This is a genomic window from Brevibacillus centrosporus, assembly GCF_046622605.1.
In the GTDB taxonomy this organism is placed as follows: domain Bacteria; phylum Bacillota; class Bacilli; order Brevibacillales; family Brevibacillaceae; genus Brevibacillus; species Brevibacillus centrosporus.
Window position 1 is genome coordinate 2,488,251 of sequence record NZ_CP176856.1, and the last position, 26,400, is coordinate 2,514,650.

The 26,400-nt window shown below is 48.1% G+C and carries 26 protein-coding genes; 23 read left to right on the plus strand and 3 right to left on the minus strand.

Going from position 1 to position 26,400, the window contains the following annotated elements:
* Positions 1–85 precede the first annotated feature (85 nt).
* From xerD to sigF, 15 genes are all read left to right on the plus strand, one after another.
* Positions 86–973 carry a site-specific tyrosine recombinase XerD gene (gene xerD, locus ACLIN2_RS12790; protein ID WP_092268218.1) on the plus strand — a complete coding sequence of 296 codons (888 nt, stop codon included), beginning with the start codon at positions 86–88 and terminating at the stop codon, positions 971–973.
* Positions 974–1,120: 147 nt separating this feature from the next.
* Positions 1,121–2,293, plus strand: a complete 1,173-nt coding sequence (gene deoB, locus ACLIN2_RS12795) for a phosphopentomutase (RefSeq protein WP_411504210.1) — start codon at positions 1,121–1,123, stop codon at positions 2,291–2,293.
* 57 nt (positions 2,294–2,350) lie between these two features.
* On the plus strand, positions 2,351–3,160 hold the full coding sequence (locus ACLIN2_RS12800; RefSeq protein ID WP_092268174.1) for a purine-nucleoside phosphorylase: 810 nt from the start codon (positions 2,351–2,353) through the stop codon (positions 3,158–3,160).
* A 25-nt stretch (positions 3,161–3,185) separates the two neighbouring features.
* Positions 3,186–4,490 (plus strand): pyrimidine-nucleoside phosphorylase, encoded by a 1,305-nt coding sequence (locus ACLIN2_RS12805; RefSeq protein WP_411504211.1) that lies wholly within the window; start codon positions 3,186–3,188, stop codon positions 4,488–4,490.
* Positions 4,491–4,815: 325 nt separating this feature from the next.
* Positions 4,816–5,286, plus strand: a complete 471-nt coding sequence (locus ACLIN2_RS12810) for an Lrp/AsnC family transcriptional regulator (protein WP_092268176.1) — start codon at positions 4,816–4,818, stop codon at positions 5,284–5,286.
* A gap of 113 nt (positions 5,287–5,399) precedes the next feature.
* The gene (locus tag ACLIN2_RS12815) at positions 5,400–7,058 is read left to right on the plus strand and encodes a peptide ABC transporter substrate-binding protein (RefSeq protein ID WP_400582060.1); all 1,659 of its coding nucleotides are present in this window, start codon (positions 5,400–5,402) and stop codon (positions 7,056–7,058) included.
* Positions 7,059–7,335: 277 nt separating this feature from the next.
* Positions 7,336–8,268: an ABC transporter permease gene (locus tag ACLIN2_RS12820; RefSeq protein WP_092268177.1), complete on the plus strand. Its 933-nt coding sequence runs from the start codon at positions 7,336–7,338 to the stop codon at positions 8,266–8,268.
* Between the two features lie 7 nt (positions 8,269–8,275).
* Positions 8,276–9,193: an ABC transporter permease gene (locus ACLIN2_RS12825; protein WP_092268178.1), complete on the plus strand. Its 918-nt coding sequence runs from the start codon at positions 8,276–8,278 to the stop codon at positions 9,191–9,193.
* A gap of 14 nt (positions 9,194–9,207) precedes the next feature.
* A complete protein-coding gene (locus ACLIN2_RS12830; RefSeq protein WP_411504212.1) occupies positions 9,208–10,203 on the plus strand; it encodes an ABC transporter ATP-binding protein in 996 nt (331 codons plus the stop codon).
* A 14-nt stretch (positions 10,204–10,217) separates the two neighbouring features.
* A complete protein-coding gene (locus ACLIN2_RS12835) occupies positions 10,218–11,177 on the plus strand; it encodes an ABC transporter ATP-binding protein (protein WP_122923120.1) in 960 nt (319 codons plus the stop codon).
* A 173-nt stretch (positions 11,178–11,350) separates the two neighbouring features.
* A complete protein-coding gene (locus ACLIN2_RS12840) occupies positions 11,351–13,441 on the plus strand; it encodes a methyl-accepting chemotaxis protein (protein ID WP_400582059.1) in 2,091 nt (696 codons plus the stop codon).
* A 154-nt stretch (positions 13,442–13,595) separates the two neighbouring features.
* Complete coding sequence (locus ACLIN2_RS12845; protein WP_092268182.1) at positions 13,596–14,783, plus strand: D-alanyl-D-alanine carboxypeptidase family protein; 1,188 nt, start codon at positions 13,596–13,598, stop codon at positions 14,781–14,783.
* A gap of 148 nt (positions 14,784–14,931) precedes the next feature.
* Positions 14,932–15,282, plus strand: a complete 351-nt coding sequence (gene spoIIAA / locus ACLIN2_RS12850) for an anti-sigma F factor antagonist (protein WP_122960884.1) — start codon at positions 14,932–14,934, stop codon at positions 15,280–15,282.
* Positions 15,283–15,732 carry an anti-sigma F factor gene (gene spoIIAB, locus ACLIN2_RS12855; protein WP_092268184.1) on the plus strand — a complete coding sequence of 150 codons (450 nt, stop codon included), beginning with the start codon at positions 15,283–15,285 and terminating at the stop codon, positions 15,730–15,732.
* Positions 15,733–15,744: 12 nt separating this feature from the next.
* Positions 15,745–16,500, plus strand: coding sequence for an RNA polymerase sporulation sigma factor SigF (sigF, locus tag ACLIN2_RS12860; RefSeq protein WP_092268185.1), 756 nt, complete (start codon positions 15,745–15,747; stop codon positions 16,498–16,500).
* A 91-nt stretch (positions 16,501–16,591) separates the two neighbouring features.
* Here the strand turns inward: sigF and ACLIN2_RS12865 are convergent, their stop codons facing one another.
* The 3 genes from ACLIN2_RS12865 to ACLIN2_RS12875 all read right to left on the minus strand — a co-directional run bounded on the left by ACLIN2_RS12865 (position 16,592) and on the right by ACLIN2_RS12875 (position 19,602).
* Entirely contained in the window at positions 16,592–17,212 is a 621-nt protein-coding gene (locus ACLIN2_RS12865; RefSeq protein ID WP_400582057.1) for a polysaccharide deacetylase family protein, read from the minus strand.
* Positions 17,212–18,597 carry a CgeB family protein gene (locus tag ACLIN2_RS12870; protein WP_411504213.1) on the minus strand — a complete coding sequence of 462 codons (1,386 nt, stop codon included), beginning with the start codon at positions 18,595–18,597 and terminating at the stop codon, positions 17,212–17,214. Before ACLIN2_RS12870 ends, ACLIN2_RS12865 begins: the two co-directional genes overlap by 1 nt.
* A 93-nt stretch (positions 18,598–18,690) precedes the next feature.
* Positions 18,691–19,602, minus strand: a complete 912-nt coding sequence (locus tag ACLIN2_RS12875) for a phosphotransferase family protein (RefSeq protein WP_411504214.1) — start codon at positions 19,600–19,602, stop codon at positions 18,691–18,693.
* Between the two features lie 170 nt (positions 19,603–19,772).
* Here ACLIN2_RS12875 and ACLIN2_RS12880 point away from each other — a divergent pair, with 170 nt between their 5' ends.
* The 8 genes from ACLIN2_RS12880 (at position 19,773) to lysA (ending at position 26,338) form a co-directional block, all read left to right on the plus strand.
* Positions 19,773–20,387 (plus strand): stage V sporulation protein AA, encoded by a 615-nt coding sequence (locus ACLIN2_RS12880; protein WP_092268189.1) that lies wholly within the window; start codon positions 19,773–19,775, stop codon positions 20,385–20,387.
* Complete coding sequence (locus ACLIN2_RS12885) at positions 20,384–20,803, plus strand: stage V sporulation protein AB (protein WP_092268190.1); 420 nt, start codon at positions 20,384–20,386, stop codon at positions 20,801–20,803. The genes ACLIN2_RS12880 and ACLIN2_RS12885 overlap by 4 nt, the downstream gene beginning before the upstream one ends.
* A 103-nt stretch (positions 20,804–20,906) precedes the next feature.
* On the plus strand, positions 20,907–21,392 hold the full coding sequence (gene spoVAC / locus ACLIN2_RS12890; RefSeq protein WP_411504215.1) for a stage V sporulation protein AC: 486 nt from the start codon (positions 20,907–20,909) through the stop codon (positions 21,390–21,392).
* Between the two features lie 13 nt (positions 21,393–21,405).
* A complete protein-coding gene (gene spoVAD / locus ACLIN2_RS12895; RefSeq protein WP_411504216.1) occupies positions 21,406–22,431 on the plus strand; it encodes a stage V sporulation protein AD in 1,026 nt (341 codons plus the stop codon).
* Positions 22,431–22,781 carry a stage V sporulation protein AE gene (gene spoVAE / locus ACLIN2_RS12900; protein WP_122923112.1) on the plus strand — a complete coding sequence of 117 codons (351 nt, stop codon included), beginning with the start codon at positions 22,431–22,433 and terminating at the stop codon, positions 22,779–22,781. The genes spoVAD and spoVAE overlap by 1 nt, the downstream gene beginning before the upstream one ends.
* A 32-nt stretch (positions 22,782–22,813) precedes the next feature.
* Positions 22,814–23,431 carry a stage V sporulation protein AE gene (locus ACLIN2_RS12905; protein ID WP_327930128.1) on the plus strand — a complete coding sequence of 206 codons (618 nt, stop codon included), beginning with the start codon at positions 22,814–22,816 and terminating at the stop codon, positions 23,429–23,431.
* A complete protein-coding gene (locus ACLIN2_RS12910; RefSeq protein ID WP_092268195.1) occupies positions 23,382–24,851 on the plus strand; it encodes a spore germination protein in 1,470 nt (489 codons plus the stop codon). The genes ACLIN2_RS12905 and ACLIN2_RS12910 overlap by 50 nt, the downstream gene beginning before the upstream one ends.
* Positions 24,852–25,015: 164 nt before the next feature.
* Positions 25,016–26,338, plus strand: a complete 1,323-nt coding sequence (gene lysA, locus ACLIN2_RS12915; RefSeq protein WP_092268196.1) for a diaminopimelate decarboxylase — start codon at positions 25,016–25,018, stop codon at positions 26,336–26,338.
* Positions 26,339–26,400 lie beyond the last annotated feature (62 nt).

Here is a 26,400-nt window from a genome sequence, read left to right on the forward strand (position 1 = left end):
CGCATTTTTTTGTGAAAAAAGCAGGAGATTCTTCATTGGTGTGGAAAGCAATACAGGATACTTATCACCTGAAGGGGACAGCTTCATGGACAGTCTGATTGATCAATTTATCCATTTCCTGGCTGTAGAAAAAGGGCTATCGCGCAACACCCTGGAATCGTACCAGCGGGATATGGTAGCCTATACTACGTATTTGCAGGACCAAGGTATCACGCGCATTGAAGATTCCACGAGAACGCAAATCATTGGCTACCTGCTGGTGCTGCGGGAAAAGGGCAGAGCGACAGCGACACTCTCGAGGAACATGGCTTCCATACGTGCCTTTTATCAGTTTCTCGTTCGGGACAAATACATAGACAAGGACCCTTCTATCCATTTGGAAACCCCGAAGATTGAGAAGCGGCTGCCGAAGGTGCTATCGATTGAAGAAGTGGAGCGGTTGCTGGAAAGTCCTCCTGTGCATCATCCGGCCGGGTTGCGCGACAAGGCCATGCTTGAGCTTTTGTATGCTACAGGGATTCGGGTCTCTGAGCTGGTTAACCTTGATGCAGCTGATGTAAATCTCGATATGGGATTTGTGAAGTGCATGGGGAAAGGCTCGAAGGAACGGATTATTCCATTAGGCTCTGTCGCTGTCCAGATGGTTCGGCATTACTTGTCTGCAGGCAGGCCCAAGCTGGTAAAAGGTACAGGAGATACAGCCTTGTTTCTGAATCACTTGGGAAAACAGATCACGAGACAAGGATTTTGGAAGATCATCAAGCGCTATGCGCAAAAAGCCAATATCCGAGCCGAGATTACGCCGCATACCTTGCGCCACTCGTTCGCCACTCATCTGCTGGAGAATGGTGCTGACCTGCGCTCTGTTCAGGAAATGCTCGGTCATGCAGACATTTCCACAACGCAGATCTACACGCATGTGACACGTACCCGAATCAAAGATATTTATGCCAAAACTCATCCGCGCGCGTAATTTGCACGTATGAGGAAGGAAAGAGAGAGATACCTTAGGGAAAAACACTCCGTCGCGTTTTAAGACGGAGAATGCTTTTTGCATCAGGTCAGACGTCTGACGACTTGATCGCAAAATCTAATTTTCGTGGAACTGGAGGCGTTTGCATTGCGTTTTTCGCGAGTTTTTTTGATTGTGATGGACAGTGTAGGGATCGGTGAACTTCCTGACGCTCCGAAATTTAATGACGAAGGTGCTCATACACTTGGCCATATTGCGCAGCGAGTAGAAGGCTTCAGCGTGCCAAATCTGGCACAGCTTGGTTTGGGAAACATTGCGCCCCTGGAAAATGTACCACCTGCAGCAGTACCTCACGCCCACTATGGAAAAATGCAGGAGATTTCCATGGGGAAGGATACCACTACGGGTCACTGGGAGATTATGGGTCTCCAAGTGTCAACACCGTTTAATACGTACCCGGATGGCTTTCCAGATAGCTTGATCCGTGAATTTGAGGAGCGGATTGGGCGCAAGGTACTGGGGAACAAGGTAGCGTCGGGAACAGACATTTTGGATGAGCTGGGCGAGGAACACATGAAGACGGGAAATGTCATCGTTTACACGTCTGCAGATAGCGTGTTCCAGGTGGCTGCTCACGAAGAAGTTATTCCTTTGGAGGAGCTGTACCGCATTTGTGAAATCGCTCGTGAACTGACTTTGCGCGACGAATTTGCGGTGACGCGTGTCATTGCGAGACCGTTCTTAGGACAGCCTGGAAGCTTTTCCAGAACTTCCAATCGTCACGACTATTCGGTCAAACCATTCGCACCCACTGTTATGAACCGTTTGCAGGATGCGGGATTGACTTCGATTGCAATCGGAAAAATTAGTGATATTTACGCAGAAGAGGGAATCACACAATCTATTCGTACCAAGGACAACATGGATGGCGTGGATCAACTGCTGAAAACGATGACGGAATCCTTTACCGGAATAAGCTTTGTCAACCTCGTCGATTTTGACGCGAAATTCGGGCATCGCCGTGACCCGCAAGGCTACGGAGAAGCGCTCATGGAGTTCGACGCACGTATTCCAGAGCTGCTGTCCGCCCTGCAGGAAGGAGATCTGCTCCTGATTACAGCTGATCATGGTAACGACCCTGTTCATCATGGCACGGATCACACGCGTGAGTATGTCCCTCTGCTTGCCTACCACAAAGGATTGACAGTTGGTTCGGATCTGGGAATTCGGGAAACCTTTGCGGATTTAGGAGCAACGATCGCGGACAACTTCGGAGTGGAAGCACCTGTCATAGGAAAAAGCTTCCTAAGTCATTTATAAAGATAAAGCATTTATAAACATTTATATAGAAGAAACAGAAAAAAAGGAGTGTTTTACATGGCAAATTTTCATGAAGCAGTAGCCTATATTCAACCAAAACTGGAAGAAAAACCTACGATCGGCTTGGTGCTTGGATCTGGCCTCGGCGTTCTTGCAGATGAGATTGAGAACCCTGTTATCATTCCATACAACGAAATTCCAGGATTTACGGTATCGACTGTCGTTGGACACAAAGGACAGCTTGTTATCGGAAAGCTGCAAGGTAAGCAAGTTGTAGCGATGCAAGGCCGTTTTCACTTCTACGAAGGACACGGTCTTGATGCGGTAGTCTTCCCGATCCGCGTCATGAAGCTGCTCGGTGTCGAAACCATTATCGTCACAAATGCAGCAGGGGGTATTAACGAGAATTACGATCCGGGCAACCTGATGCTCATTTCCGACCATATCAACATGACATTCCGCAATCCATTGATTGGACCAAACGATGATGAGATGGGCGCGCGCTTCCCAGACATGTCCGAGGCTTACTCAAAAGAGCTTCGTCAGATTGCAAAACAGGTAGCAAGCGAGCAAGGCATCGAGCTGCGGGAAGGGATATATGTAGGACTGCTGGGTCCAAGCTATGAGACACCGGCAGAAATCCGCATGCTGCGCATCCTCGGTGGAGACGCAGTAGGAATGTCGACAGTACCGGAAGTGATTGTAGCGCGTCATATGGGCGTGAAAGTACTGGGAATTTCTTGCATCAGCAATATGGCAGCGGGCATTTTGGAGCAGCCTCTGTCCCATGATGAAGTCATGGAGACAACTGAAAAAGTAAAAACGCAATTTTTGGCATTGGTGAACGGGATCGTCGCCAAACTGTAAGCGGTAACCTAAGGAGGGACCTGGAATGCGCATGGTCGATATTATCGCCAAGAAAAGAGATGGCGGCGAGCTGACAACAGAGGAAATTCAGTTTTTGGTGACGGGATACACCGATGGGACCATTCCCGATTACCAAATGTCTGCCTGGGCAATGGCTGTCTTTTTCCGTGGGATGACACCTCGCGAAACAGGCGATTTGACGATGGCAATGGCAGGGTCTGGCGAGCAGCTGGACCTGTCTTCGCTGTACGGAATCAAGGTGGATAAGCACAGCACAGGAGGAGTAGGCGATAAAACGACACTCGTCGTGGCTCCACTCGTTGCGGCAGCAGGCATTCCTGTAGCAAAAATGTCCGGGCGTGGTCTGGGCTATTCGGGCGGTACGATTGACAAGCTGGAGTCGTTTGCCGGATTTGCGGTGGAACGTTCGCGAGAGCAATTCCTGCAGCAGGTCCGCGATATTGGCGTATCCGTCATCGGACAATCAGGGAACCTCACACCAGCGGACAAAAAGCTGTACGCCCTGCGTGATGTGACAGCGACCGTAGAAGCGGTACCGCTGATTGCAAGCTCCATCATGTCCAAAAAAATCGCCGCCGGTGCTGATGCAATTCTGCTGGATGTAAAAGTGGGCAAGGGTGCGTTTATGAAAAGCATCGAGGAAGCAGAAGTGCTGGCAAAAGCGATGGTAGATATCGGAACACAGGTAGGAAGAAAGACAGTGGCAGTCATCAGCGACATGAACCAGCCGCTTGGTTTTGCTGTGGGCAATGCGTTGGAAGTAAAGGAAGCGATCGACACGCTGGCAGGAAAAGGTCCGCGTGACTTGACGGAGCTTGCGCTGGCAATTGGTTCACGCATGCTTGTTTTAGGTGGTCTCGTCGAGGATGAGCAATCAGGCAGAGCCAAGCTGGAAGAGATCATGGCATCCGGAAAAGCGGTAGAGAAGCTGGCGCAAATGGTAGAAGCGCAGGGTGGAGACAAGAGTGATGTTTACGAGACATCTCGTCTTCCGAAAGCCGCGATCATCCATGAGCTGGTGGCTTCCGAGGATGGATACGTTGCGCAGATTGATGCGGAGGCAGTGGGACATGCATCCGTTGTTTTGGGTGCGGGCAGATTGACGAAAGAAATGGCCATCGATTTGGCCGTTGGCATGGTGCTGCACAAAAAACGGGGAGATCAGGTAAAAGCTGGCGACATCCTCATGACAATTCATGCCAATAAAGAGGAGCTTTTGGCCAGTGCCCTCCAGGAGCTGGAGGGGGCAATCGTGCTTTCGACAAAGCCTCCTGTCGATCAACCGTTAATTTATAAAATTATTGGATAAGACCGTTATGTGATTGACAAAGAAGATGGGGGTGCACTATGCAGTCTGCATTCCCCTCTTTTTATGTGTAAATATACAGTTTTCAGAGTTATTATGGTTGATATTATTCACGTTTTCCTATTCAATATGTATTACCGATAGTTTTTTTGATCAGTTAAAAAATATTTGATTGTTCATATGCTCTTTATAATGTTTTATATTTCTACTTGTCAAATTTCGTTGACACCGCTATCAATTCAGATTACTTTTAATGTATCAAAGATATTGTTAAAGATTTTTTCGAATTTCGTAAAAAAAGGATGGAGGTTCCCGAAAAATCGTATTTATGAAAAAGCTAGACCAGGTTGACAAGCAGATCCTGCAAATTTTACAGGAAGACGGACGAACACCGTATACAGAAATCGCGCATCAACTTGGTGTAAGTGAAGGTACGATTCGTTCTCGAATCACACGACTGTTACAGGATGGGGTCTTCCAATTCGTGATTCATCCTGACCCTGAAAAGCTAGGGTTACATGTACAGGCCATTATTGGACTTACCACAAGGCTCGGTATGCAGAAAAATGTCGCCGAAGAATTGAGCAGAATATCTGCCGTGCGTTTTGTGGGTGCGTTTAGCGGTAAGCACGACTTGATCATCCAAGCGTGTTTCCATAGCAATGACGAACTGATCACCTTTGTCAACGAACGACTCTCTCAAATTGAAGGGATTGCTGCAGCGGATGTTTCTCTGGAACTGAAGCAGTACAAAGATTCCTTCTCTTTCGTTCAGGATGACGAGGTGACCTTGCAGTGAAAGGGGTTGATGCCTTCCAGCCGAAGTCGCTTTGCTTCGCTTGATGTTCCTTTTTTTTCGTCCTTTATTTTCTGAAAAAAGACAAAACAGAAAACGTACTGGGGGTAATTGCGTTGAAAAAGAATATTTTTGCATTGGTGAGTTCAGTAGCAGTACTCGGAACGGCTTTGGCTGGTTGCGGTGGCGGCCAAGAAGCTGCTAAACCTGCAGAACAGCCAGCTGGCAACACACAAACCCAAGCACCTGCTGCTGCACCTGCTGCAGAGAAAAAACCACAAGTCCTGAGAATGAATCTGCACTCCGAGCCGCCAACAGCGGACCCTGGAATTGCGGAAGACACCACTTCCGGTGCAGTAATTCTGGCTACCTTTGACGGTTTGACACGGATTGGCGGAGATGAAAAGCCGCATGAAGCAGCAGCGGAAAGCTATACGGTTTCTGACGACCAGCTGACCTATACCTTCAAAATCCGTGATCACAAATGGAGCAATGGAGATCCAGTAACAGCGAAGGACTTTGAATATGCTTGGAAGCGTGCTCTCGATCCAAAAACAGCTTCCAACTACGCATATCAACTGTATTACGTGAAAAACGGGGAAAAAGCGAACAAAGGCGAAGCAAAGCTGGACGATGTGGGAGTGAAGGCACTCGACGACAAAACGCTGGAAGTGAAATTGGAGAATCCTACTCCATTCTTCCTGGAACTGCTCGCATTCCGTACTTACTTCCCAGTCAATCAAAAAGTGGTTGAAGGAAATGAGAAATGGGCAGGCGAAGCTGCAACACACGTAGGTAACGGACCGTTCAAAATGGAGTCCTGGGAACATAAGAGCAAAATGGTGCTCGTGAAAAACGACAACTATTGGGACAAGGACAATGTGAAGCTCGACAAAATCGAGTTCTCCATGGTAGAGGATGAAAATACTGAATTGTCCATGTTTGAAAATGGTGAGCTCGACTGGGCCGGCGCACCAATGAGCGCATTGCCTACCGATGCAATCCCTGCTTTGAAAGAGCAGAACAAAATCACTACCAAGCCAATCGCCGGTACTTACTGGTACAAGTTCAACACAGAAAAGCCACCATTTAACAACGTGAAGATCCGTAAAGCATTTGCATTTGCAGTTGACCGTCAAGGCCTGATCGACAACATTCTGCAAACGGGTCAGATCCCTGCAACAGGTGCAGTACCACCGTCCATGGTGTTGAATCCAAATGGATACTTCAAGGACAACGACCTGGAAGCAGCGAAGAAGATGCTGGAAGAAGGTATGAAAGAGCTAGGGATTTCCAAACTGCCTGCCATCACACTGTCGTATAATACTTCTGAAGCTCACAAAAAGATTGCAGAAGCAATCCAAGACCAATGGAAGAAAAACCTTGGCGTCGATGTAAAACTCGAAAACAAAGAGTGGAAAGTATACCTCGAAGATCTACACAATGGTAACTTCCAAGTCGGACGTATGGGCTGGCTGGGCGACTTCAATGACCCAATCAACTTCCTGGAGCTGTACAAAGACAAGATGGGTGGAAACAACGATACTCGTTGGGAAAATCCGAAGTACAAAGAGCTCTTGAACCAATCCGCATTGGAATCTGATCTGGACAAACGTAAACAGATCCTGGCTGATGCTGAACAAGTACTGATGGATGATATGCCAATCATGCCAATCTACTTCTATACACAATCTTGGGTACAAAATCCAAGCGTAAAAGGCGTTCAAATGACAGGTTTGGGCGACGTAGATTGGAAAGGCGCTTACATCGAGTAGTACCGTTTTCTATACCACGTATAAAGATTCTGCTTGAAGGAATCGGGCTTGGTAGCGAGAGGGTGTATGGTGGACCATATACCCTCTCGTATTCCGACCCTTCCCATATAAATTAGATGGCGAAAAGCCAGTAGAGAAAATATATGATTGCAAGAGATCATAATTTTTGGGTTATTTACACAGCCGATTTTTGCACTGTGTGTCGGCTTGCTTTACGCAGTGTAAAGATGGGCAGTGAAAGCATTCATTCATAATTTTTGTCAAGGGGGTAAGTTAGTTGATCCGTTATCTTGGTAAGCGCATCATCTTCATGCTCATCTCACTCTTCTTGATCGTAACGGCGACCTTCTTCATCATGAAGGCAGTCCCTGGTGGACCGTTCACGTCAGAGAAAAATGTTCCGGATGAGATCAAAGCGGCTCTGGAGGCCAAATACAAACTCAACTTGCCGATGCATGAGCAGTACTTCAACTACTTGAAAGGTGTTGTGACTTGGGATTTGGGTCCTTCCTTCACGGAAAAATCTTCGACGGTCAATGAAATGATCAGTCGCGGTTTCCCTGTCTCTGCACACTTGGGTGCGCAAGCGCTTTTACTGGCTATTTTCGGAGGTATTATACTGGGTGTCATTGCAGCGCTAAAGCATAACAAGTGGCAGGACTACTCAGCGATGGTCATAGCGGTTTTGGGACTATCGGTACCGGGGTTCATCCTGGCATCCTTCTATCAGTACTTCTTCTCCATTAAATGGGGCTTGCTGCCAATTGCGAAGTGGGAAGGTTTTGAATATACCATTCTTCCATCCCTGGCACTTGCTGCTTCTCCAATGGCGTTTATCGCTCGTCTGACTCGTTCCAACATGATTGAGGTATTGGGTCAAGATTACATCAAGACAGCGAGAGCAAAAGGGTTGCACACCATGACCATCACGATCAAACACGCAATCCGTAATGCATTGCTGCCAGTCATTACTTACCTGGGTCCATTGATTGCCAACATTTTGACAGGGGCATTCGTTATCGAGCGTATCTTTGGTGTTCCTGGTCTTGGTCGTGAGTTTGTTCTTTCTATTACAAACCGTGACTATACCGTAATTATGGGTACAACTGTATTCTACTCCATCATCCTGGTCGTAATGATCCTGATCGTTGACGTAGCGTACACATTGGTTGACCCGCGGATTAAGCTGGCAGATGCAGGAAGGGAGTAATGATAAGATGCAACAATTGACGAAAGAGCATTTTGAGCCAATTTCTGTTGACCTTCGCCAATCGGAAGCTATCAAACGTCCCAGCCTGTCATTCTGGGCTGACGTGTGGCGCCGTTTGAAAATGAATAAAGTGGCAATGGCATCCCTGATCTTTATCGTAGTGCTGATCGTTGCCGCGATTGTCATTCCTTTTGTAACCAATAATGACTATTTTACGACTGATCTGGCAGGAAAGAACAAAAAACCATCTGTTGAACACTGGTTTGGTACAGACGATCTTGGACGCGACATGTTCGTTCGTATTTGGTACGGCGCACGTATCTCGCTTGAAGTAGGTCTTGCAGCAGCGTTTATCGACTTGGTCATCGGCGTAATCTGGGGCGGTCTCGCAGGTTTCTACGGTGGCAAAGTGGATGAGATCATGATGCGTATTGCCGATATATTGTTTGCAATTCCATATCTTCTCGTTGTTATTTTGCTCATGGTTGTGTTAGAACCAGGAGTAGGGACAATCATTATCGCCTTAACGATAACTGGATGGATCGGGATGGCCCGAATTGTACGTGGTCAGATGCTCCAGCTGAAATCTCAGGAGTTTGTACTTGCAGCGCGTTCTTTGGGTGCTGACGCAAATCGTCTGATCTTCAAGCACTTGATTCCAAACGCTCTGGGTCCAATCATCGTAACGCTGAGCTTGACTGTACCATCTGCTATCTTTGCAGAGTCTTTCCTGTCCTTTATCGGACTTGGGGTAGCAGCACCAGTTGCATCTTGGGGCACGATGTCGTCCGAAGGTCTGCCGGCCATGAAGTACTATCCATGGCGTTTGATGTTCCCGGCATTGTTTATCTCCGTGACCATCTTGGCATTTAACTTGTTCGGTGACGGTCTGCGCGACGCAGTAGACCCACGCCTGCGGAAATAGGAGGGATCATCGTTATGGAACGCATTCTTGATGTAAAAGACCTGCATGTCTCCTTCCATACGTATGCAGGGGAAGTAAAGGCAGTGCGCGGTGTAAATTTCCACGTGAACCGCGGGGAAGCAGTTGCTATCGTAGGGGAGTCCGGCTGTGGGAAGTCCGTAACCGCTCAAACTCTGATGAAACTGATTCCAATGCCTCCTGGTGATATTAAAAAGGGAGAAATCCTCTTTAATGGCGAGGACATCGTCAAAAAGTCGAATAAAGAAATGGAAGGCATTCGCGGTAAAGAAATCGGAATGATCTTCCAGGATCCAATGACCTCTCTGAACCCAACCATGACGATTGGGAGCCAAATTACAGAGGGCTTGGTCAAACACCAAAATATGAGTCGCACAGCTGCTCGTGATCGTGCTATCGAGCTTCTGACGATGGTAGGAATCCCACAACCGGAAAAACGCATTGAGCAATATCCGCATGAATTTTCCGGCGGGATGCGTCAACGTGCGATGATCGCCATCGCACTGGCATGCTCTCCAAAGCTTCTGATCGCCGACGAGCCAACAACAGCACTCGACGTTACCATTCAAGCGCAAATTCTCGATCTGATGAAAGACCTGCAAAAGAAAACAGGTACTTCCATTATCCTGATTACGCATGACCTGGGCGTTGTAGCGGAAATGTGCGATCGCGTCATCGTGATGTACGCAGGGAAAGTGATTGAAACGGGAACCGTAGATGATATTTTCTACAACCCACAACACCCATACACAAAAGGTTTGCTGCGTTCTGTTCCGCGTCTTGACCTGAATCGCGACGAGCCATTGACACCGATCTTCGGAACGCCGCCGGACCTGTTGCGTCCACCAGTTGGCTGTGGCTTTACAGCACGTTGTGAGTCTGCGATGCGTGTGTGCCAAGAAATCGATCCTGACTTAACAGAAGTCAGCACGTCCCAACGAGCAGCTTGCTGGCTCCAGCATCCGCTTGCTCAGAACCGCGCAGGATCGTAGGAGGAGGGTAAACAGTGGATAACCGTGATACGCTGATTGAAGTCCGCAATTTGAAGAAGTTTTTTACCATTGGTGATAATACACTGAAAGCTGTTAATGATATCTCTTTTGAAATTAAACGCGGTGAAACGCTTGGTGTCGTAGGGGAATCTGGCTGTGGGAAGTCCACAGCTGGCCGTACCCTGCTCCGTCTGTACGATGCGACTGAAGGCGATGTACTGTTTGAAGGCAAGAGCATCATGAACCTGAACAATCAAGAGATGAAGGCGATGCGCCGCAACATGCAAATGATCTTCCAAGACCCATACGCTTCGTTGAACCCGCGTATGACAGTAGGGGATATCATCGGTGAGGCGCTGGATATTCATAATCTGGCTTCCGGTCAAAAACGAAAAGAGCGCATCCAAGAGCTGCTGTCCTTGGTGAGCTTGAACCCAGAGCATATGAACCGCTTCCCGCATGAATTCTCCGGTGGTCAGCGTCAACGGATCGGGATCGCTCGTGCACTGGCAGTAGAACCGAAGTTCATTGTTTGTGACGAGCCGATCTCTGCGCTGGACGTTTCCGTACAAGCGCAGGTAGTCAACCTGCTCGAACAGTTGCAGGAAAAAATGGGTCTGACGTACATGTTCATTGCCCATGACCTGTCCATGGTGAAATATATCTCCGACCGCGTAGCTGTTATGTACTTGGGCAAGATGGTGGAGCTGGCTGAAAGTGATGCCTTGTATGAAAAGCCACTTCACCCATACACGCAAGCATTGCTGTCTGCGATTCCGATTCCGGATCCGGAAATCGAGCGTAACCGGGAGCGCATTGTACTCCAAGGGGACGTACCGAGCCCGATGAATCCGCCAAGCGGCTGCCATTTCCGCACCAGATGCCCGAAAGCAATGCCAGAGTGCGCTGCTTCCGTGCCACAATGGAAAGAAATCGAGCCAGGCCACTTTGCTGCTTGCCATTTGTATAACTAAGACTTTTAGCGGGTTCTCAAGCCATCCGGCAGGGAACTCGCTTCCTTTTCAGAAAGTGGTTTTACCTCTGATAAAAACGGGTATGATACCCAGGAGCATACTTATCAGAGGTATTTTTTTCTGCATTTGATCTGGTAAAATGTAGAGTATTTAGTAAAAGGGGGTAAGTATTAATGAAAAAATTCTCACTTCCTCGTAGGAAGACGAAGGGATCGGGTTCTGGAATCGGAAACTCCTCGAAGCTGTTTCAGAAAATCCAATCCCTAACAGAAAAATCAACAGGACAGCTCCAGGGCTCCCTCGCGACAAAGATGATTGTATTCGGTCTTATACTCGTACTTATCATTATCGGTTCCTTGCAATACATAGCGCTTTCCTTTTCAAAGTCAACTTTAATTAACATTACTTCCAATCAAGCTAAAATGTTAGCCGAGCAGCATGCTACCAGCATGAATGACTGGCTACAAGGAATTGTTGATTCTACAGAGACCGCCGCTTCCAAGCGAGTGATGACGACAGAGCTAGAACCGCTTATTATGGAACAGTTCAGTTTGCTGCGGCAAAGCCACAAAGAGATCTCCAAGATCTACCTGATCGACAGTGCGACCGGGAAATCCATTTACTCCCTTACCGGGAAAAACGAGATCAATTTCAAAGAAAAGAAATACTTTAATGATGTAATCAGCTCAAAGGCGACAGTTGTTTCGGATGAAGAAATTGTCGAAGGAATTAACAAGAGTTTTCTTTATATTTCGACACCTGTTGGCGAGCAAAACAAAGATGCGTCGCGCGTATTTGTTGTGGGATTCACAATTGACCAAATCGTGGAGAAAACACAAGAGATTCCGTTCATGCAAAATGGCTATGCCTTTGTGGTTCGACCGGATGGTTTGGTTGTCGCGCATAAAGATGCGGAGCAAAACAACAAGCTTACACTGGCTGGAAAAAGCGAGTATAGCGATATGCTGGAAATGCTGAAAAATGACGCAAGCAACAGCCTGCAGTACAAAGACCATGGAGTGGCTAGCTTTGCCGCATTTGCACCGATTCCCATTTTGCACTGGCATGTCGTTCTTTCGACGGGGGTCGATGAGGTGTATGGTGAGGTTAACAGCATGGGTTGGTACTTTGCACTCATCAGCATTCCTGTCATCGGGATATCTGTATGGCTGATCTGGTGGTTTGCCAAGCGCATCCGTTCGTCTCTGTACGCAATTGCCAAGGATATGGACCGGATCGGCGCAGGACAGTTCGACGTCCATGTTGACGTAAAAGGCAACGACGAGCTGGCCATGGTAGGGCGCAAAATGAACGAAATGGCTGCAGAGCTGCGTAACCTGATTGCCTTGGTGCAAGGTCAAGCCAATCAGCTGAACATCGCAACGGACGAGCTGACCTTGTTTGCAGAGGAAAACAAGGGAGCTATTCAGGTTATTACGAATAACATCTCGTCCATTGCCGACCGCGTTTCTACACAAACGAATGAAGTACAAGCGACTGCCCATACTGTTTCTGAGATATCGCAGGGCGTGGAACAGGTGGCTGTTTCGGCAGAGTCCACTTCCGTTGCGACGACACGTACCTTTGAGCGCGCACAGGGCGGCTTGCAGCTGGTAGAGGATGTTATCAGTACCGTACGTCAGGCCACCACAGAGGTCGAGCGTACGGCAGTACAAATGCACAGCCTTCGTGAGAGAGCTCGTCAGATTACGAGCATCGTAGAAATGATCAGTGGCATCGCATCGCAGACGAACCTGTTGGCGCTAAACGCTGCGATTGAAGCAGCCCGTGCAGGAGATGCCGGTAGAGGCTTCTCGGTTGTTGCGAGTGAAGTTCGCAAGCTGGCTGAGGAGAGCAGCTCTTTCTCCGAACGGATCGCTTCCATCGCCCACTCCATCAACGATGAAGCCATGGATATGACGCAGCATATGGACGAAATCGTGACGATGGTCAGCGGCGGCTTGAAATCAGTTGAGTCAGTTGGCACCGCTTTCCAAAATATCGTAGCGGATATTCAATCGGCCGCGGAGCAAAGTGAATCGATGACGGCCACATCCGAGGAAATGGCAGCAGGCAACCAGGTTGTGACCAACTCGATGCAGCGACTTGCGGTGATGTCGGATGAGATCAGCGACTCCATTACCGGTGTAGTCGAAACGGTAGACGAACAGCTGAATTCGATTGCTCGCATCAATGAGAATGTAGAACAGCTGAAAAAAATGGCGGACGAGCTTACCGAGAATGTGCGCCGCTTCGTTATCTAATACAAGAATCCCTTCTGCTTTTGGCAGGGGGATTTTTTGTTTGCTGCCAGCCAAATTTCGCTGGAAGTAGAGCTTGGCAAATCCACGTTTTCAAGTGAATATTTTCCTATGCCATTGGTGAGAATAAAACCATGAATGGAGGGAAGAGACTGCTATGAAACGGAATGGATATCTCGCTCTATGCTTCATCATGTGTTTCACCTTCTTTTCTCCGATGGCTGTAAGGGCTGCTGAGAAGTCTGGACCGCAGACTGGAGAGATGAATTTTGCACCGCACGCGCGATCAGCTGTCATGATCGAAGCGGATACGGGCACGGTTCTGTACGACAAGAATGCGAATGAAAAAATGCCGCCTGCCAGTATCACCAAAGTGATGACGATGCTCCTCATTATGGAGGCAGTGGAACGAGGAGAATTAAAACTTACGGATAAAGTGAGAGCAAGCGAACGGGCTGCTTCCATGGGCGGATCGCAAATTTTTCTCCAGCCGGGTGAAGAAATGACGGTGGAGGATATGATTAAAGGCATTGCGATTGCCTCCGGGAACGATGCCTCTGTCGCGATGGCGGAACATCTGGGAGGGACAGAGGAAGGCTTTGTCAACCGTATGAATGAACGTGCGAAGCAGCTAGGCATGAAAAACACCCATTTTGTGAACTCGAATGGGCTGCCTGCTGAAAACCATTATTCCTCTGCACAAGACATTGCCATCATGTCAAGAGAGCTATTGAAGCACGAAGGAATTACACGGTTTACAGGTACCTATCAGGACTACCTGCGCAAGGATAGTGCAAATCCGTTCTGGCTAGTAAATACAAACCGATTGGTGCGTTTTTACGAAGGCGTAGACGGCTTGAAAACAGGCTACACAGGGGAAGCCAAGTATTGCTTGACCGCAACGGCTAAGCGCAATAATATGCGAGTCATCGCTGTCGTCATGGGGGAACCGGATGTAAAAACGCGCAATAACGAAGTGGCTACGATGTTTAATTACGCGTTTACCCATTTCCAGGTCATGCCGATGTACAAAAAAGGGGAAGCTGTCCAGCCAATCACGGTGGACAAAGGCCAGCAGCCACAAATTAATGCGATTACTCCACATTCCGTCAGTATGCTGATGAAAAAAGGAGAATCGGCTGACCAATACACGAAGGAAATCGTTCTGGATCAACGCGTCAATGCACCGGTGAAGCAGGATCAGGTCATTGGTCATATCTTTATCCGAGCGAAGGATGGGAAAGAAGTGAACCGGATCGATCTGTATCCCGAGCAAGCAGTGGCAAAAGCAGGTATGTGGGAGATTCTTAAGCGGACCACCAAGAATGTATTTATCAGCTACTAGGCAGACACCATGAACGCGAAAAGAATCGAGTTGCCTCGAATGGAATACTGTGGCTGCTCGATTTTTTTGTTCTTTTGTCGACTGGCAGGAATTGGTTAAGACGAAGAAGAAAGAGACTTTCATTACGGGATGAAGGAGTGAGTCAGCTATGAGTTTGCGCATCGCGATGGAGACCAAGCAGGATGTGCTGGTAATCCGTTTGCAGGGAGAGCTGGACCATCATACGGCAGAAGAGCTGCGCGGTAAGGTGGATGAAATTTTGCGCACCCCCCATATTCGCCATATTGTATTGAGCTTGGCTGAATTAACGTTCATGGACAGTTCAGGCATCGGAGTCATTTTAGGCAGATACAAGCAAATATCCGCACGCTCGGGGGACATGTACGTGACCTCCATCAATCCTACGATTTACCGGATTTTTGAGATGTCTGGCTTATTCAAAGTGATTAAGTTTCGTGAAAACGAAGCAGATGCTCTGCTCGTCCTGGGGGTGGCGTAAATGATGGCACAACGAAATTTTATGTCCGTGTCGTTCGCAGCGTTAAGTCAAAATGAAGCGTTTGCCCGTGTAGCGGTCGCCTCGTTCATTTCTCAGCTGGACATTACGATGGACGAGCTGGAGGAAATCAAGACGGTGATTTCTGAGGCGGTGACCAATGCGATTATCCACGGGTACGACGAAAATCCAGAGGGTGTGGTACATATCTCCGTGCAAATTGACGAGGGAACCATCGACATCGTCGTGGAAGACAAGGGAAAAGGGATCGAAGACGTGGAGCAAGCCATGCAGCCATTGTATACAACCAAACCGGAGCTGGAGCGTTCTGGAATGGGTTTCACCATTATGGAGAATTTCATGGATTCTTTGGAAGTGGCGACTTCCGTCGGTAAAGGGACGACAGTTCGCCTAACCAAACGCCTGTCGTTTGCCAAAGCCTTGCAAAATTAGGGGTAGTGCCAAATGGGTGCTGATATCAAAAATGCGAGTCAACCATTTCTGACCAATGACCAAGTGAAAGAGTTAATCGCCAAGAGCCAAGACGGTGATGCTGACGCACGTGAGCTTCTTGTAAACAGTAACATCCGGCTGGTCTGGTCCGTCGTCCAACGTTTTATAAACCGTGGCTATGAAGCAGATGACCTGTTTCAGATCGGTTGTATCGGTTTGCTCAAAGCCGTCGACAAGTTTGATCTTTCCTATGACGTGCGTTTCTCGACGTATGCTGTTCCCATGATCATTGGGGAGATCCAACGGTTTTTACGCGATGACGGAACTGTCAAGGTGAGTCGATCGTTGAAGGAAACAGCGAACAAGGTAAGACGAGCAAAAGATGAGCTGTACAAAGAGTTTGGCCGTGCCCCCACGATCGCCGAGGTAGCGGACGCTGTGGGAATTACGCCGGAGGAAGTGGTCTTTGCTCAGGAAGCGAGCAGAGCCCCGTCTTCCATTCACGAAACTGTCTTTGAAAACGACGGAGATCCGATCACCTTGATCGATCAGATTGCGGATGAAGGCGTAAACAAGTGGTTTGAGAAAATTGCCCTAAAGGATGCGATCAGCCGCTTGAGTGAGCGCGAGCAGCTCATTGTCTATCTGCGCTATTACAAAGATCAGACGCAGTCAGAAGTGGCAGAGAGGCTTGGAATATCGCAAGTTCAGGTATCGCGTTTGGAGAAGCGCATCCTACTTACAATCAAGGACCAAATTGAACACTAGGCAGCGAAGTAGCACGTAAAAATGATGAACATAAGAAACGGCCAGATCCCAGTACGCTTACGGGAACGGCCGTTTCTTATTTTAGAAGATATTAACCATAGGCTTGAAGGTGGAGTAATTGGGGAATGGTGGAAAAAGTAAAACCTCTTTCCCTTAGTACTTCGATAATATAAGGGAGTGCTTCTAACGTTCCTTGCACCGTCTCGGCGGGGCCGGAGCAATGCTGAAGTACGATGGATCCATCCCGTACATGACCAAGTATATTTTTCGCAACCTGGGGACCAGTAAGTCCTTTCCAGTCCCAACTATCGATATCCCAGAGGAGGACTTCATGATCAAGCGAAGCAATTTTCCTGACGACTTCATCATTCAAATCGCCGTATGGTGGCCGAAATAACCGAGTTTTCACACCAGCCACACGAATGATTTCTTCAGTCGTACGCAAAACTTGAGTCTGCACTTCGGACACGGGCAATTGTGTCAAATACGGATGATCCCAGGTGTGATTACCGATGATATGCCCTTCATCCTTAATACGCCTCAGAATCTGAGGATTTCTCTGCACTGCTTTGCCAACACACATGAATGTTGCGTGAACTCGATAATTATCCAAAACATCGAGAATGCGCGGTGTCCATATATGATCAGGACCATCATCAAAGGTAAGAGCCACTTCTTTTGGCCTTCGTAAGATTGGGTCACCACGTTCCATTACGTTCTCCCCGATCCATCATCCTCAATTTTGAGAAGCTGGTTTTCATAGATGGTATCAGAAGTAAGATGATTCCAGCTTTTTATGTGTTCGACTGAAATTCCGTACTTCTTGGAAAGATTCCAAAGAGTGTCTCCTCGTTTTACGAGATGAGTTTGAACCTTTCGACCATTTCCGCGTTCATGGTCTTCTGCTGCTTTCTCACTGACGAATAGGCAATCATCGACATAAATCATATCTGATGCAAGTTTATTCCAGCTTTTAATTTGCTCGACAGTGACTCCATATTTTTGGGCGATCTTCCAAAGCGTATCTCCCTTTATTACGTGGTGCTTTGCCATTTTCTCTTTTTTATCATCGATATTCGCATTTCTCTCTTTACCGGAGAGCTCAATCCGCTCTTCCCTTTGCAAGATTCCATCCTCCAGCAAGACGGTAATCATATACTCAGCTCGATGACGATAGGTGGCATTACTTACAGCAATTCTACCTTGCTCACGAATAGGTTTACACTCTTCTGGGTGATCCAAGTAGTGATGTATGAATCGTAATGTTTCTTCAGGTGAAGAAGAAGCCACGAGGTCAATACCTGGAGTGAACAAACGCCGAATTTCAGGCGTGTTTTGAGTGAGGAGAAATCCACCTGACCCTAGTATTTCGTAGGTTCTTTGAGTAACCTGGCTCTGATAATTCTGCAAGCCGATGATGATATCAGAAGAGCTGTAGACTTTATTCGCTTCTATATAAGGCAAATACCCATACTGCCACTCTCGAGGGATATCAACTCCCAGATACGGCTTCATTTTATCCCAATCACGACCATAAAAATTGATTCGTATCTGCTCCTGAAGCAGTGGACGAATCAGTGTATGGAGAGAAGTAAGTCGATAATGATCGGGATATTTTTCGAATACATGGGGATAGGCATTTGCAACTACAGAAATAGTACTTCGATAGCGAGGCTGACTCTCGACGGGATAATGGACACTGCTATGATGCCCGAAATCCATGTGGGCTGCCTTAATTCCTAAGCTGTTGTAATGCTTCACCCAGTCCTTAGAAATCGTAAATACAAAATGAGGCATGACCATCCGAATCAATGGCAAAGTAAAGCTCACAGCAAAGGTGGGGTCTTCCGTAGCCCAGTAAACAAGTGGAATGTCGGTGGCATGAACGTATTTTTGGATCCAATTTTGTCGTTGAAAAGTGTGCTCCGGTCCCCAACCCATCATGAGGATCAAATGAGGCCGGAATTCAGCAATCATCTTCGGAATGTTTTCTTCGGTTAATGGACCTGAGATCTTGACTTGGTGTCCAGCATCACGAAATCCGTTTGGTAATCCGTGGATCCACATCGGGTGGCTTTCCAAAAACAAAACACGCATGTTTTCACCTCAGATGATGGAGTGCATTTTTCTCAATACCATATGCACTGACTTGCGGACTGGAGACGACTGTACTAGATGGGCTATCGTAATTTAGGCCCTATCTTTCTTAGCTATAAACCTGAGCTTTTCTAAGGCGCTCTGGATCATTCTTGGATCGTTTGCTTCGATTCCATAAAGGAGCTTCCAAAAACTCATCACTTTTAAGTAAAACTCGTTAATACGTTTGAAGAATGCGTGATCAATGGGTGCACCGTAGTGCCTTATGACCTCTGCCGCAAATTCCTTTCCATATGCTGAGTGCAGTCCGACAAAATCATAGGCCGGGTCTCCCGCCCACATGGAGCCAAAATCGATTACTCCAGAGATAGCTTTTTGCCTGGAATTGTACAAAATATGATCGGGTTTAAAATCATTGTGCAATAAACACGGTGAAAAGAGAAAATAATTGGAGTCAGTTAAAAAGTCGGTAAATACGTGATCCGTCCAGGCAACGAGGTGGGGGTCCATATAGGGAAAGGCTGTCCTCGTAATTTTTTCGTGAATTCTTTGCCATGTTTTAATCGTACCGGAACTATCTAACGTCGTTGGAAATGCTTTTTCTAATGGAAAGGAATGAAGGGCGGTCAAAAACTCTCCAAGTTGGCAGGCAAGCCGCTCCTGCTGAAATTTAAGTATAGATCGCAATGTTACAGGCATGAGAGGATCACCTTGGATAAGAGGGTAAGCGACGTAAGGAATTTCGTCTGTAGGACTTGATTCGTATACAAAATGAGGAATCGGTATAGGCAATGTTGGGCGCAAAGCAGGTAAAATGCGTTGCTCTATTTGCAAGGTTCTTTTTGCGCTGTCTGTGCGAGGAAAACGGAAAACCATACGCCCTCCTACGATGATTACAAGGTTAGACCAACCGGATTCATTTACGCTGATAGATTCTGTTGAAAGAACAGAATATCGCGTTTTAATCAAGGTAACTAACTTCTCGACTAGCAGCAATTCACTCATCCTCTCGACTGTCAGCCTCGATGATACATTATATGAGCCTGTGAACAAAAGGGAAGGAGTATGTGTCTTACGATTGGCCTAATTGATACTACCTTTCGATAAGGAATGGCATTTGAGGAGGGGCACATACTACCGTATACAGGAGAGGGAGCAAGAAGGAGGGGGTTATTTTGAAAGAGCCGATGTTTTTACGGCTGCGCAAGCGCTTGGCGGTCAAACCCGAGGCGCTGATCACGATGGGTGATGTCTGTCAGATTTACTGGAATGGAGAAAGGGAAGAGGCAATCAAGCGCATGCCGATCTACCGGGTGAAGCCAGAGGATGGCAACCTGATCATTATTGACATTATGCAAGTCATCCAGCGGCTCCGTTCTGCCTATCCGGAGGTGGAGCTGGATATCCAGGGAGCACCTCAGCTTATTGTGGAGGTACTTAACCCAAGAAAGAATGCCAACCCGGTGCTCGTGGTCTTGGTATGGATTCTTCTGTTTGTCGGATCCGGTTTGGCGATCATGAATTTTCATACTGACGTGAGCATGCTTCAGGTCCATCAGCGAATCTATACGCTTATTACAGGCTTGGAGAGCAAACAGCCACTCTGGCTGCAGATTCCGTATTCGATCGGTATCGGCATGGGGATGATCCTGTTTTTTAATCACATTTTCAAGAAGAAAATTAACGAAGAGCCCAGCCCGCTTGAAGTCGAGCTGTTCATGTATCAACAAAGTCTCGATCAATACTACCTCCAGCACGAGAACAAGGAAAATCAGCGGACCAAGACATGAGTATCTGGATCACGGTGCTGCAGGTGCTCATCGGGCTGGGTGGCGGTCTTGCTGTCGGAAGCGGTTTGGTAGCGTTTATTACTGTGCTGGATATCATACCGCGCTTGACGCAGCTCACAAATGCTCACCGCTATATTCGCGCATTCGAGTGGTCCTTAGTCATGGGAGCTCTCTTTTTCACGCTCATTGATTTTTTTCATTGGGGTGCGAGACTTCCCTTGTTCGTATCGTCGATTTACGGGATATTTGCTGGTATCTTTGTCGGTACTTTGGCAGCTGGCTTAACCGAAGTACTGAACGTATTTCCGATCCTCGCCAAGCGTTTACATATGGATGGCAAGCTGCTCTATTTGCTGATGGCAGTCGTATTTGGCAAAGTGACAGGCTCGCTTTTGCAATGGTTTCTTCACTTGTGAACTGGTAAATACCTCTATTCATAGGCATCTTTTGAAAAAGGAAGGATATAGGTACAGTTGACATACTGGGCAATGAATCATAGTGAACAAAGGAGTGAAAAATGTGGCGACCAAAGCAAAGTCAAAACCTATCGGGTCCATGCAAATGACCAAACAGCTATATCAGCAGCAGGCTTCCAAATACCAGCCGAAGCGAAACGTGCTGTTAAATTCCATCCGTGCTTTTTGGGTAGGGGGAGCCATATGTCTGTTTGGGCAAATCCTGCAAAATATGTACATTCACTTTTTCGGCTTTACGGAAAAAACGGCAAGCAATCCGACCGTGGCGACGCTCATTTTTATCTCGGTTTTGCTTACCGGGTTTGGGGTTTATGACAACATCGGTCAATACGCAGGCGCAGGCTCTGCCGTTCCTGTAACCGGCTTTGCCAACTCGATCGCAGCGGCAGCCATTGAGCACCGTAGTGAAGGCTTGGTGCTCGGTGTCGGTGGCAACATGTTCAAGCTCGCCGGGTCCGTCATTGTTTTCGGAGTGGTAGCCGCATTCATCGCCGGTATTATCAAAACCTTGTTCAAAATGATCTTCTGAGGGAGGGAACGCGGTGGATAGCAAGAAGCAAGTGTCCCGTATCAATCGGCAAACATGGCATTTCGCACAGGATGTTCGCTTGCAGGCATCAGCAGTGGCAGTAGGTCCCAAAGAAGGGGAGGGACCGCTGGCTGCCTTGTTTGACAAAATACACGACGATATGTACGCCGGTCAGCAGACGTGGGAGGACGCGGAAAAGCAGTTGATGGAGGATGCCGTGACGATGGTCCTGCAGAAAGCCAAGATCACGGAAAAGGACGTAGATGTCATTCTCGCAGGGGATTTGCTCAATCAAAATATCACGACCAACTTCACGGCGGAAAAGCTGGCGATACCTTTGCTCGGAATGTATGGTGCCTGCTCGACTTCGATGCTGACTTTATCGAATGCGGCCGCACTGGTCAACGCTGGCTACGCAAGCAAGGCTATCGCAGCCTGCAGCAGCCACAATGCGACAGCAGAGAGGCAATACCGCTATCCAACGGAATACGGTGGTCAAAAGCCGCCCACGGCACAGTGGACGGTGACGGGCTCGGGAGCAGGTCTCGTCGGCATAGGCGGCAATGGACCGCGCATCACCTATGCCACGTTGGGAAAGGTCATCGATATGGGGATTAAAGATCCATTTGACATGGGTTCGGCTATGGCTCCGGCTGCTGTGTCTACCTTGCAGACACATTTTCAGGACACGGGTCGATCTCCTCAGACCTACGATCTCATCGTAACGGGAGATCTTGCTTCCGTGGGGTATCCGATCGTGAAGGAGCTGATGCTCAAAGACGGATACAACATGGAGCCTGTCTACAACGACTGCGGTTTGATGGTGTACTCTCCTGACCAGGACGTCTTCGCTGGCGCGAGTGGTTGCGCGAGCAGTGCTGTGGTTACGTACAGCTACATTATGGATCAGCTGCAAAAAGGGTTGCTAAAGAAAGTTTTGATTTGCGCAACCGGTGCGTTATTGAGTCCGGTCAGCTATCAGCAGGGACATTCCATTCCGTGTATCGCTCATGCGGTAGCACTCGAAGGAGGCATATGATGGAATACGTGATTGCGTTTGTCATTGGAGGTCTCGTTTGCGTAGTCGGTCAGCTGCTTATGGACGTTGCCAAGCTGACTCCTGCACACGTGATGAGTACGTTGGTCGTGACGGGGGTCGTCCTTGATTTCATTGGGGTCTACGACAAGTTTATTGACTTCGCCGGGGCGGGTGCAACGGTCCCGATCACGAGCTTTGGGCATTCTCTCTACCACGGGGCGATTGGCGAGGCTGAACGGCACGGTCTAATTGGGGTCGCGACGGGAATCTTTGAAGTGACCAGTGCAGGGATCTCGGCAGCGATTGCTTTCGGCTTTTTAGCTTCACTCGTGTTCAAGCCAAAAGGATAACCGAGTTTCGCACGTAGAGGCGGTGAAAGAGGATGGATCAAGAGCCACGAAAGGTAATTCTGGTGACAGACGGGGACCACGTCGCGCAAAAGGTAGTTGAAACGGTAGCCAGAGAGCTGGGAGGCCGATGCATTTCTCTTTCTTCCGGCAACCCGACGCCGCTTCGTGGTAAGCAAATGGTCGAGCTGATTAAAATGACTCCACACGACCCCGTCATCGTCATGTTTGATGACAATGGAGACTTTGGGCAGGGGCGAGGAGAGCAGGCCATCGAGTATGTGGCCAAGCATCCGGATATTGAGGTGATCGGTGCGATCGCTGTGGCTTCCAATACGCGCTCTGTACAGGGGGCGACAGTCGCCTATTCCGTCGACAATCACGGACAGATCGTGGAAGAAGCTGTAGATAAGGATGGCTATGCGGATCAGGAATTGAAGCATCGAATCTATGGGGATACCGTAGATATTTTGAACTCTCTTCAGATCCAAAATGTAATTGGCATCGGAGACATCGGAAAGATGGAAGGCAAGGACAGCCTGAGTAAAGGATGCCCGATCACCAGAATAGCCGTGCAATGGATTTTGGAAAGGAGCAAAGTTCATGACCCAAGTAACGGAGAAGCGTCGTCCCATCTCAGAGAGGATCGATGAGAACAAAGCCTATTTGAATGATCGGCTTGGCATTGGCACCAGCTTTGATATCGGTGCACACGAATTTTTTATCGGAGGCACCCAAGTCGTCCTGTATTACATAAATGGGTTCGCAGACAGCCATTTGATCACACAAATCATGCGAGATTTAAATGATTTGAGGGGGAGAGACGTCCAAAACAATATTTTTGACCACCTGTTTTACAAATACATTCCTTTTTTCCAGCTCCAAAAAGTATCAAAAACGGACGAGTTCATGGACAAGCTGTTAGTTGGACAAATTGGGTTGATCATGGACCATTCTTCCGAAGCAATTATCATGGATGCGAAAGTGCTCCCGGTTCGCTCCCCACAGGAACCGGATACAGAGAGAATCGTAAGGGGGGCGCATGACGGTTTTACGGAAGCTTTGGTGATGAATACCGTACTCACTCGGCGGAGAATACGCGATGAGAGACTTCGCTTTGAAATTATGCAAATTGGCGAGCGAACCAAGACGGATGTAGCTGTGGCGTATTTGCAGGATGTTGCGAATCCAAAGCTCGTAGACACCCTAAAGGAACGATTGCAAAACATTCAAATCGACGGGATCCCGATGGCCGAGAAGACGGTCGAGGAATTTATTATCGGAAAGACGTTCAATCCGTTCCCCATGGTCCGGTATACGGAGAGGCCGGATGTGGCAGCCGTTCATTTATTGGAGGGACACGTCCTCATTTACGTCGATAATTCACCCAGTGTGATGATCACTCCCGCGACCTACTTTCATCATGTTCAGCATGCGGAAGAATATCGGCAAACGCCAGTTGTGGGAGCTTACCTGCGATGGGTTCGCTTTTTTGGTATCTTTGCATCTCTTTTCATTCTACCGGTCTGGCTGCTGTTGGTTATGCATCCGTCCATGATTCCAGATCAGCTCCATTTTATAGGGATTAAAGACAAAGGAAGCATACCGTTATTGGCGCAATTTATGATGGCTGAGATCGGGCTTGATTTGATGAGGATGGCGGCCATTCACACTCCAGCTCCCTTGTCAGTGGCTATGGGACTCTTGGCGGCTATTCTAGTGGGGGATGTAGCGATCAAGGTTGGATTGTTTGCCCCAGAAGTCATCCTCTATCTAGCGGTAGCCGCCATCGGGATGTTTGCAACCCCCAGCTATGAGTTGAGTCTGGCCAACCGCTTGGTGCGGATCTTTTTGATCCTGATGGTAGGCTTCTTCTCGACTCCAGGGCTCATGATCGGGTTCATGGTTGTATTGATTGGACTGGCAGGTACGCGCTCTTTGAACACGCCGTATTTGTGGCCATTCATCCCGTTCAACTACAAAGGATTCAAAGACATCCTGATCCGAATCGCGGTTCCGAGTAAGAACAACCGGCCAAGCATTGTCCGATCGCAAAATAGTTCCAGGCAATAATATTCTGAAAACGGCAGTGAACACCCATTGTCAAATGAACGTCCATGTAGTACATTTGGATGGGAAGCCTTACGGAGCCTGGTATGTTCGGCAACTGACACTATTGTCGGTTGCCTTTCTCTATAGGAGAGATTCGTCGCAGAAGAATTGGGGAGGAAAGACACATGTTTTTACACGGGACAAGTCGAGTAAACGAGCAGGGGAACCTGGAAATTGGCGGCTGTGACACAACACAATTGGCAGCACAATACGGAACACCACTCTATGTATACGATGAGGCACAGATTCGCAGCAAGTGCCGTGATTATGTTGAGGCGTTCCGTAAATCTGGCTTTGCTTTTCAGGTAGCTTATGCCAGCAAGGCTTTCTGTACAATGGCGATGTGCAAATTGGTGGAAGAGGAAGGCTTGTCTCTCGATGTGGTATCCGGGGGAGAGCTGTATACAGCTTTGCAAGCGGGTTTCCCGGTAGAGCGTATCCATTTCCATGGAAACAATAAATCTCTCGATGAAATCGTAATGGCACTCGATGCCAAAATCGGTTGCTTCGTCGTCGATAATTTTTATGAACTGCACCTGCTTGACCACTTGGCAGCAGAACGCGGAGAAAAGGTATCTGTTCTACTGCGCGTGACTCCTGGTGTGGAAGCTCATACCCATGAGTACATCTCTACGGGACAGGTTGATTCAAAATTTGGATTTGATGTGAAACACGGTCAAGCACTGGAAGCAATGAAATTTGCTCATGAAAGCAACCATCTGCATTTGCTCGGTGTTCACAGTCATATTGGCTCCCAAATTTTTGAGACGGACGGCTTTATCGTTGCGGTACAAAAGCTCACAGAACTGCTGGGTGCAGCAAAAGATTCCTTTGGATTTTTGCCTGAGGTATTGAATGTTGGAGGTGGCTTTGGTATTCGCTATGTAGACGGCGATACACCACAGCCTGCTGAAACGTACATCAAGGCAATCACAGACACGGTGAAAGCAGAGCTGAACGCTCGTCATATTCCGCTTCCTGAACTGTGGATCGAGCCAGGCCGCAGCATCGTCGGCGACGCAGGCACGACTCTGTACCGAATCGGTTCCCAAAAAGAAATTCCAAATGTCCGTAAATACATCGCGGTAGACGGTGGCATGACTGATAACCTCCGACCTGCTTTGTACCAGGCCGAGTATGAAGCAGCGATCGCGAACAAAATGAATGAAGCTGCGACAGAAGTGGTGTCCATCGCAGGAAAATGCTGCGAATCCGGTGATATGCTGATTTGGGATGTCAAGCTTCCTGCGGCGGTTGCCGGAGACATTCTGGCTGTCCCGAGCACAGGTGCCTATGGCTACGCCATGTCAAACAACTACAACCGCATCGCCCGTCCAGCAGTGGTATTCGTAAAAGAAGGCGAATCCGAGCTGGTGGTTAAGCGTGAGAGCTATGCTGACGTCGTTGGTCATGATCTGCTGCCGAAACGAGCTCAATTGCAGCGGTAATGAGGAAGAGAAATGAGCCTCCCTGGCTATGCGGGGAGGCTTTTTTAGGTCCGAAGTAACAT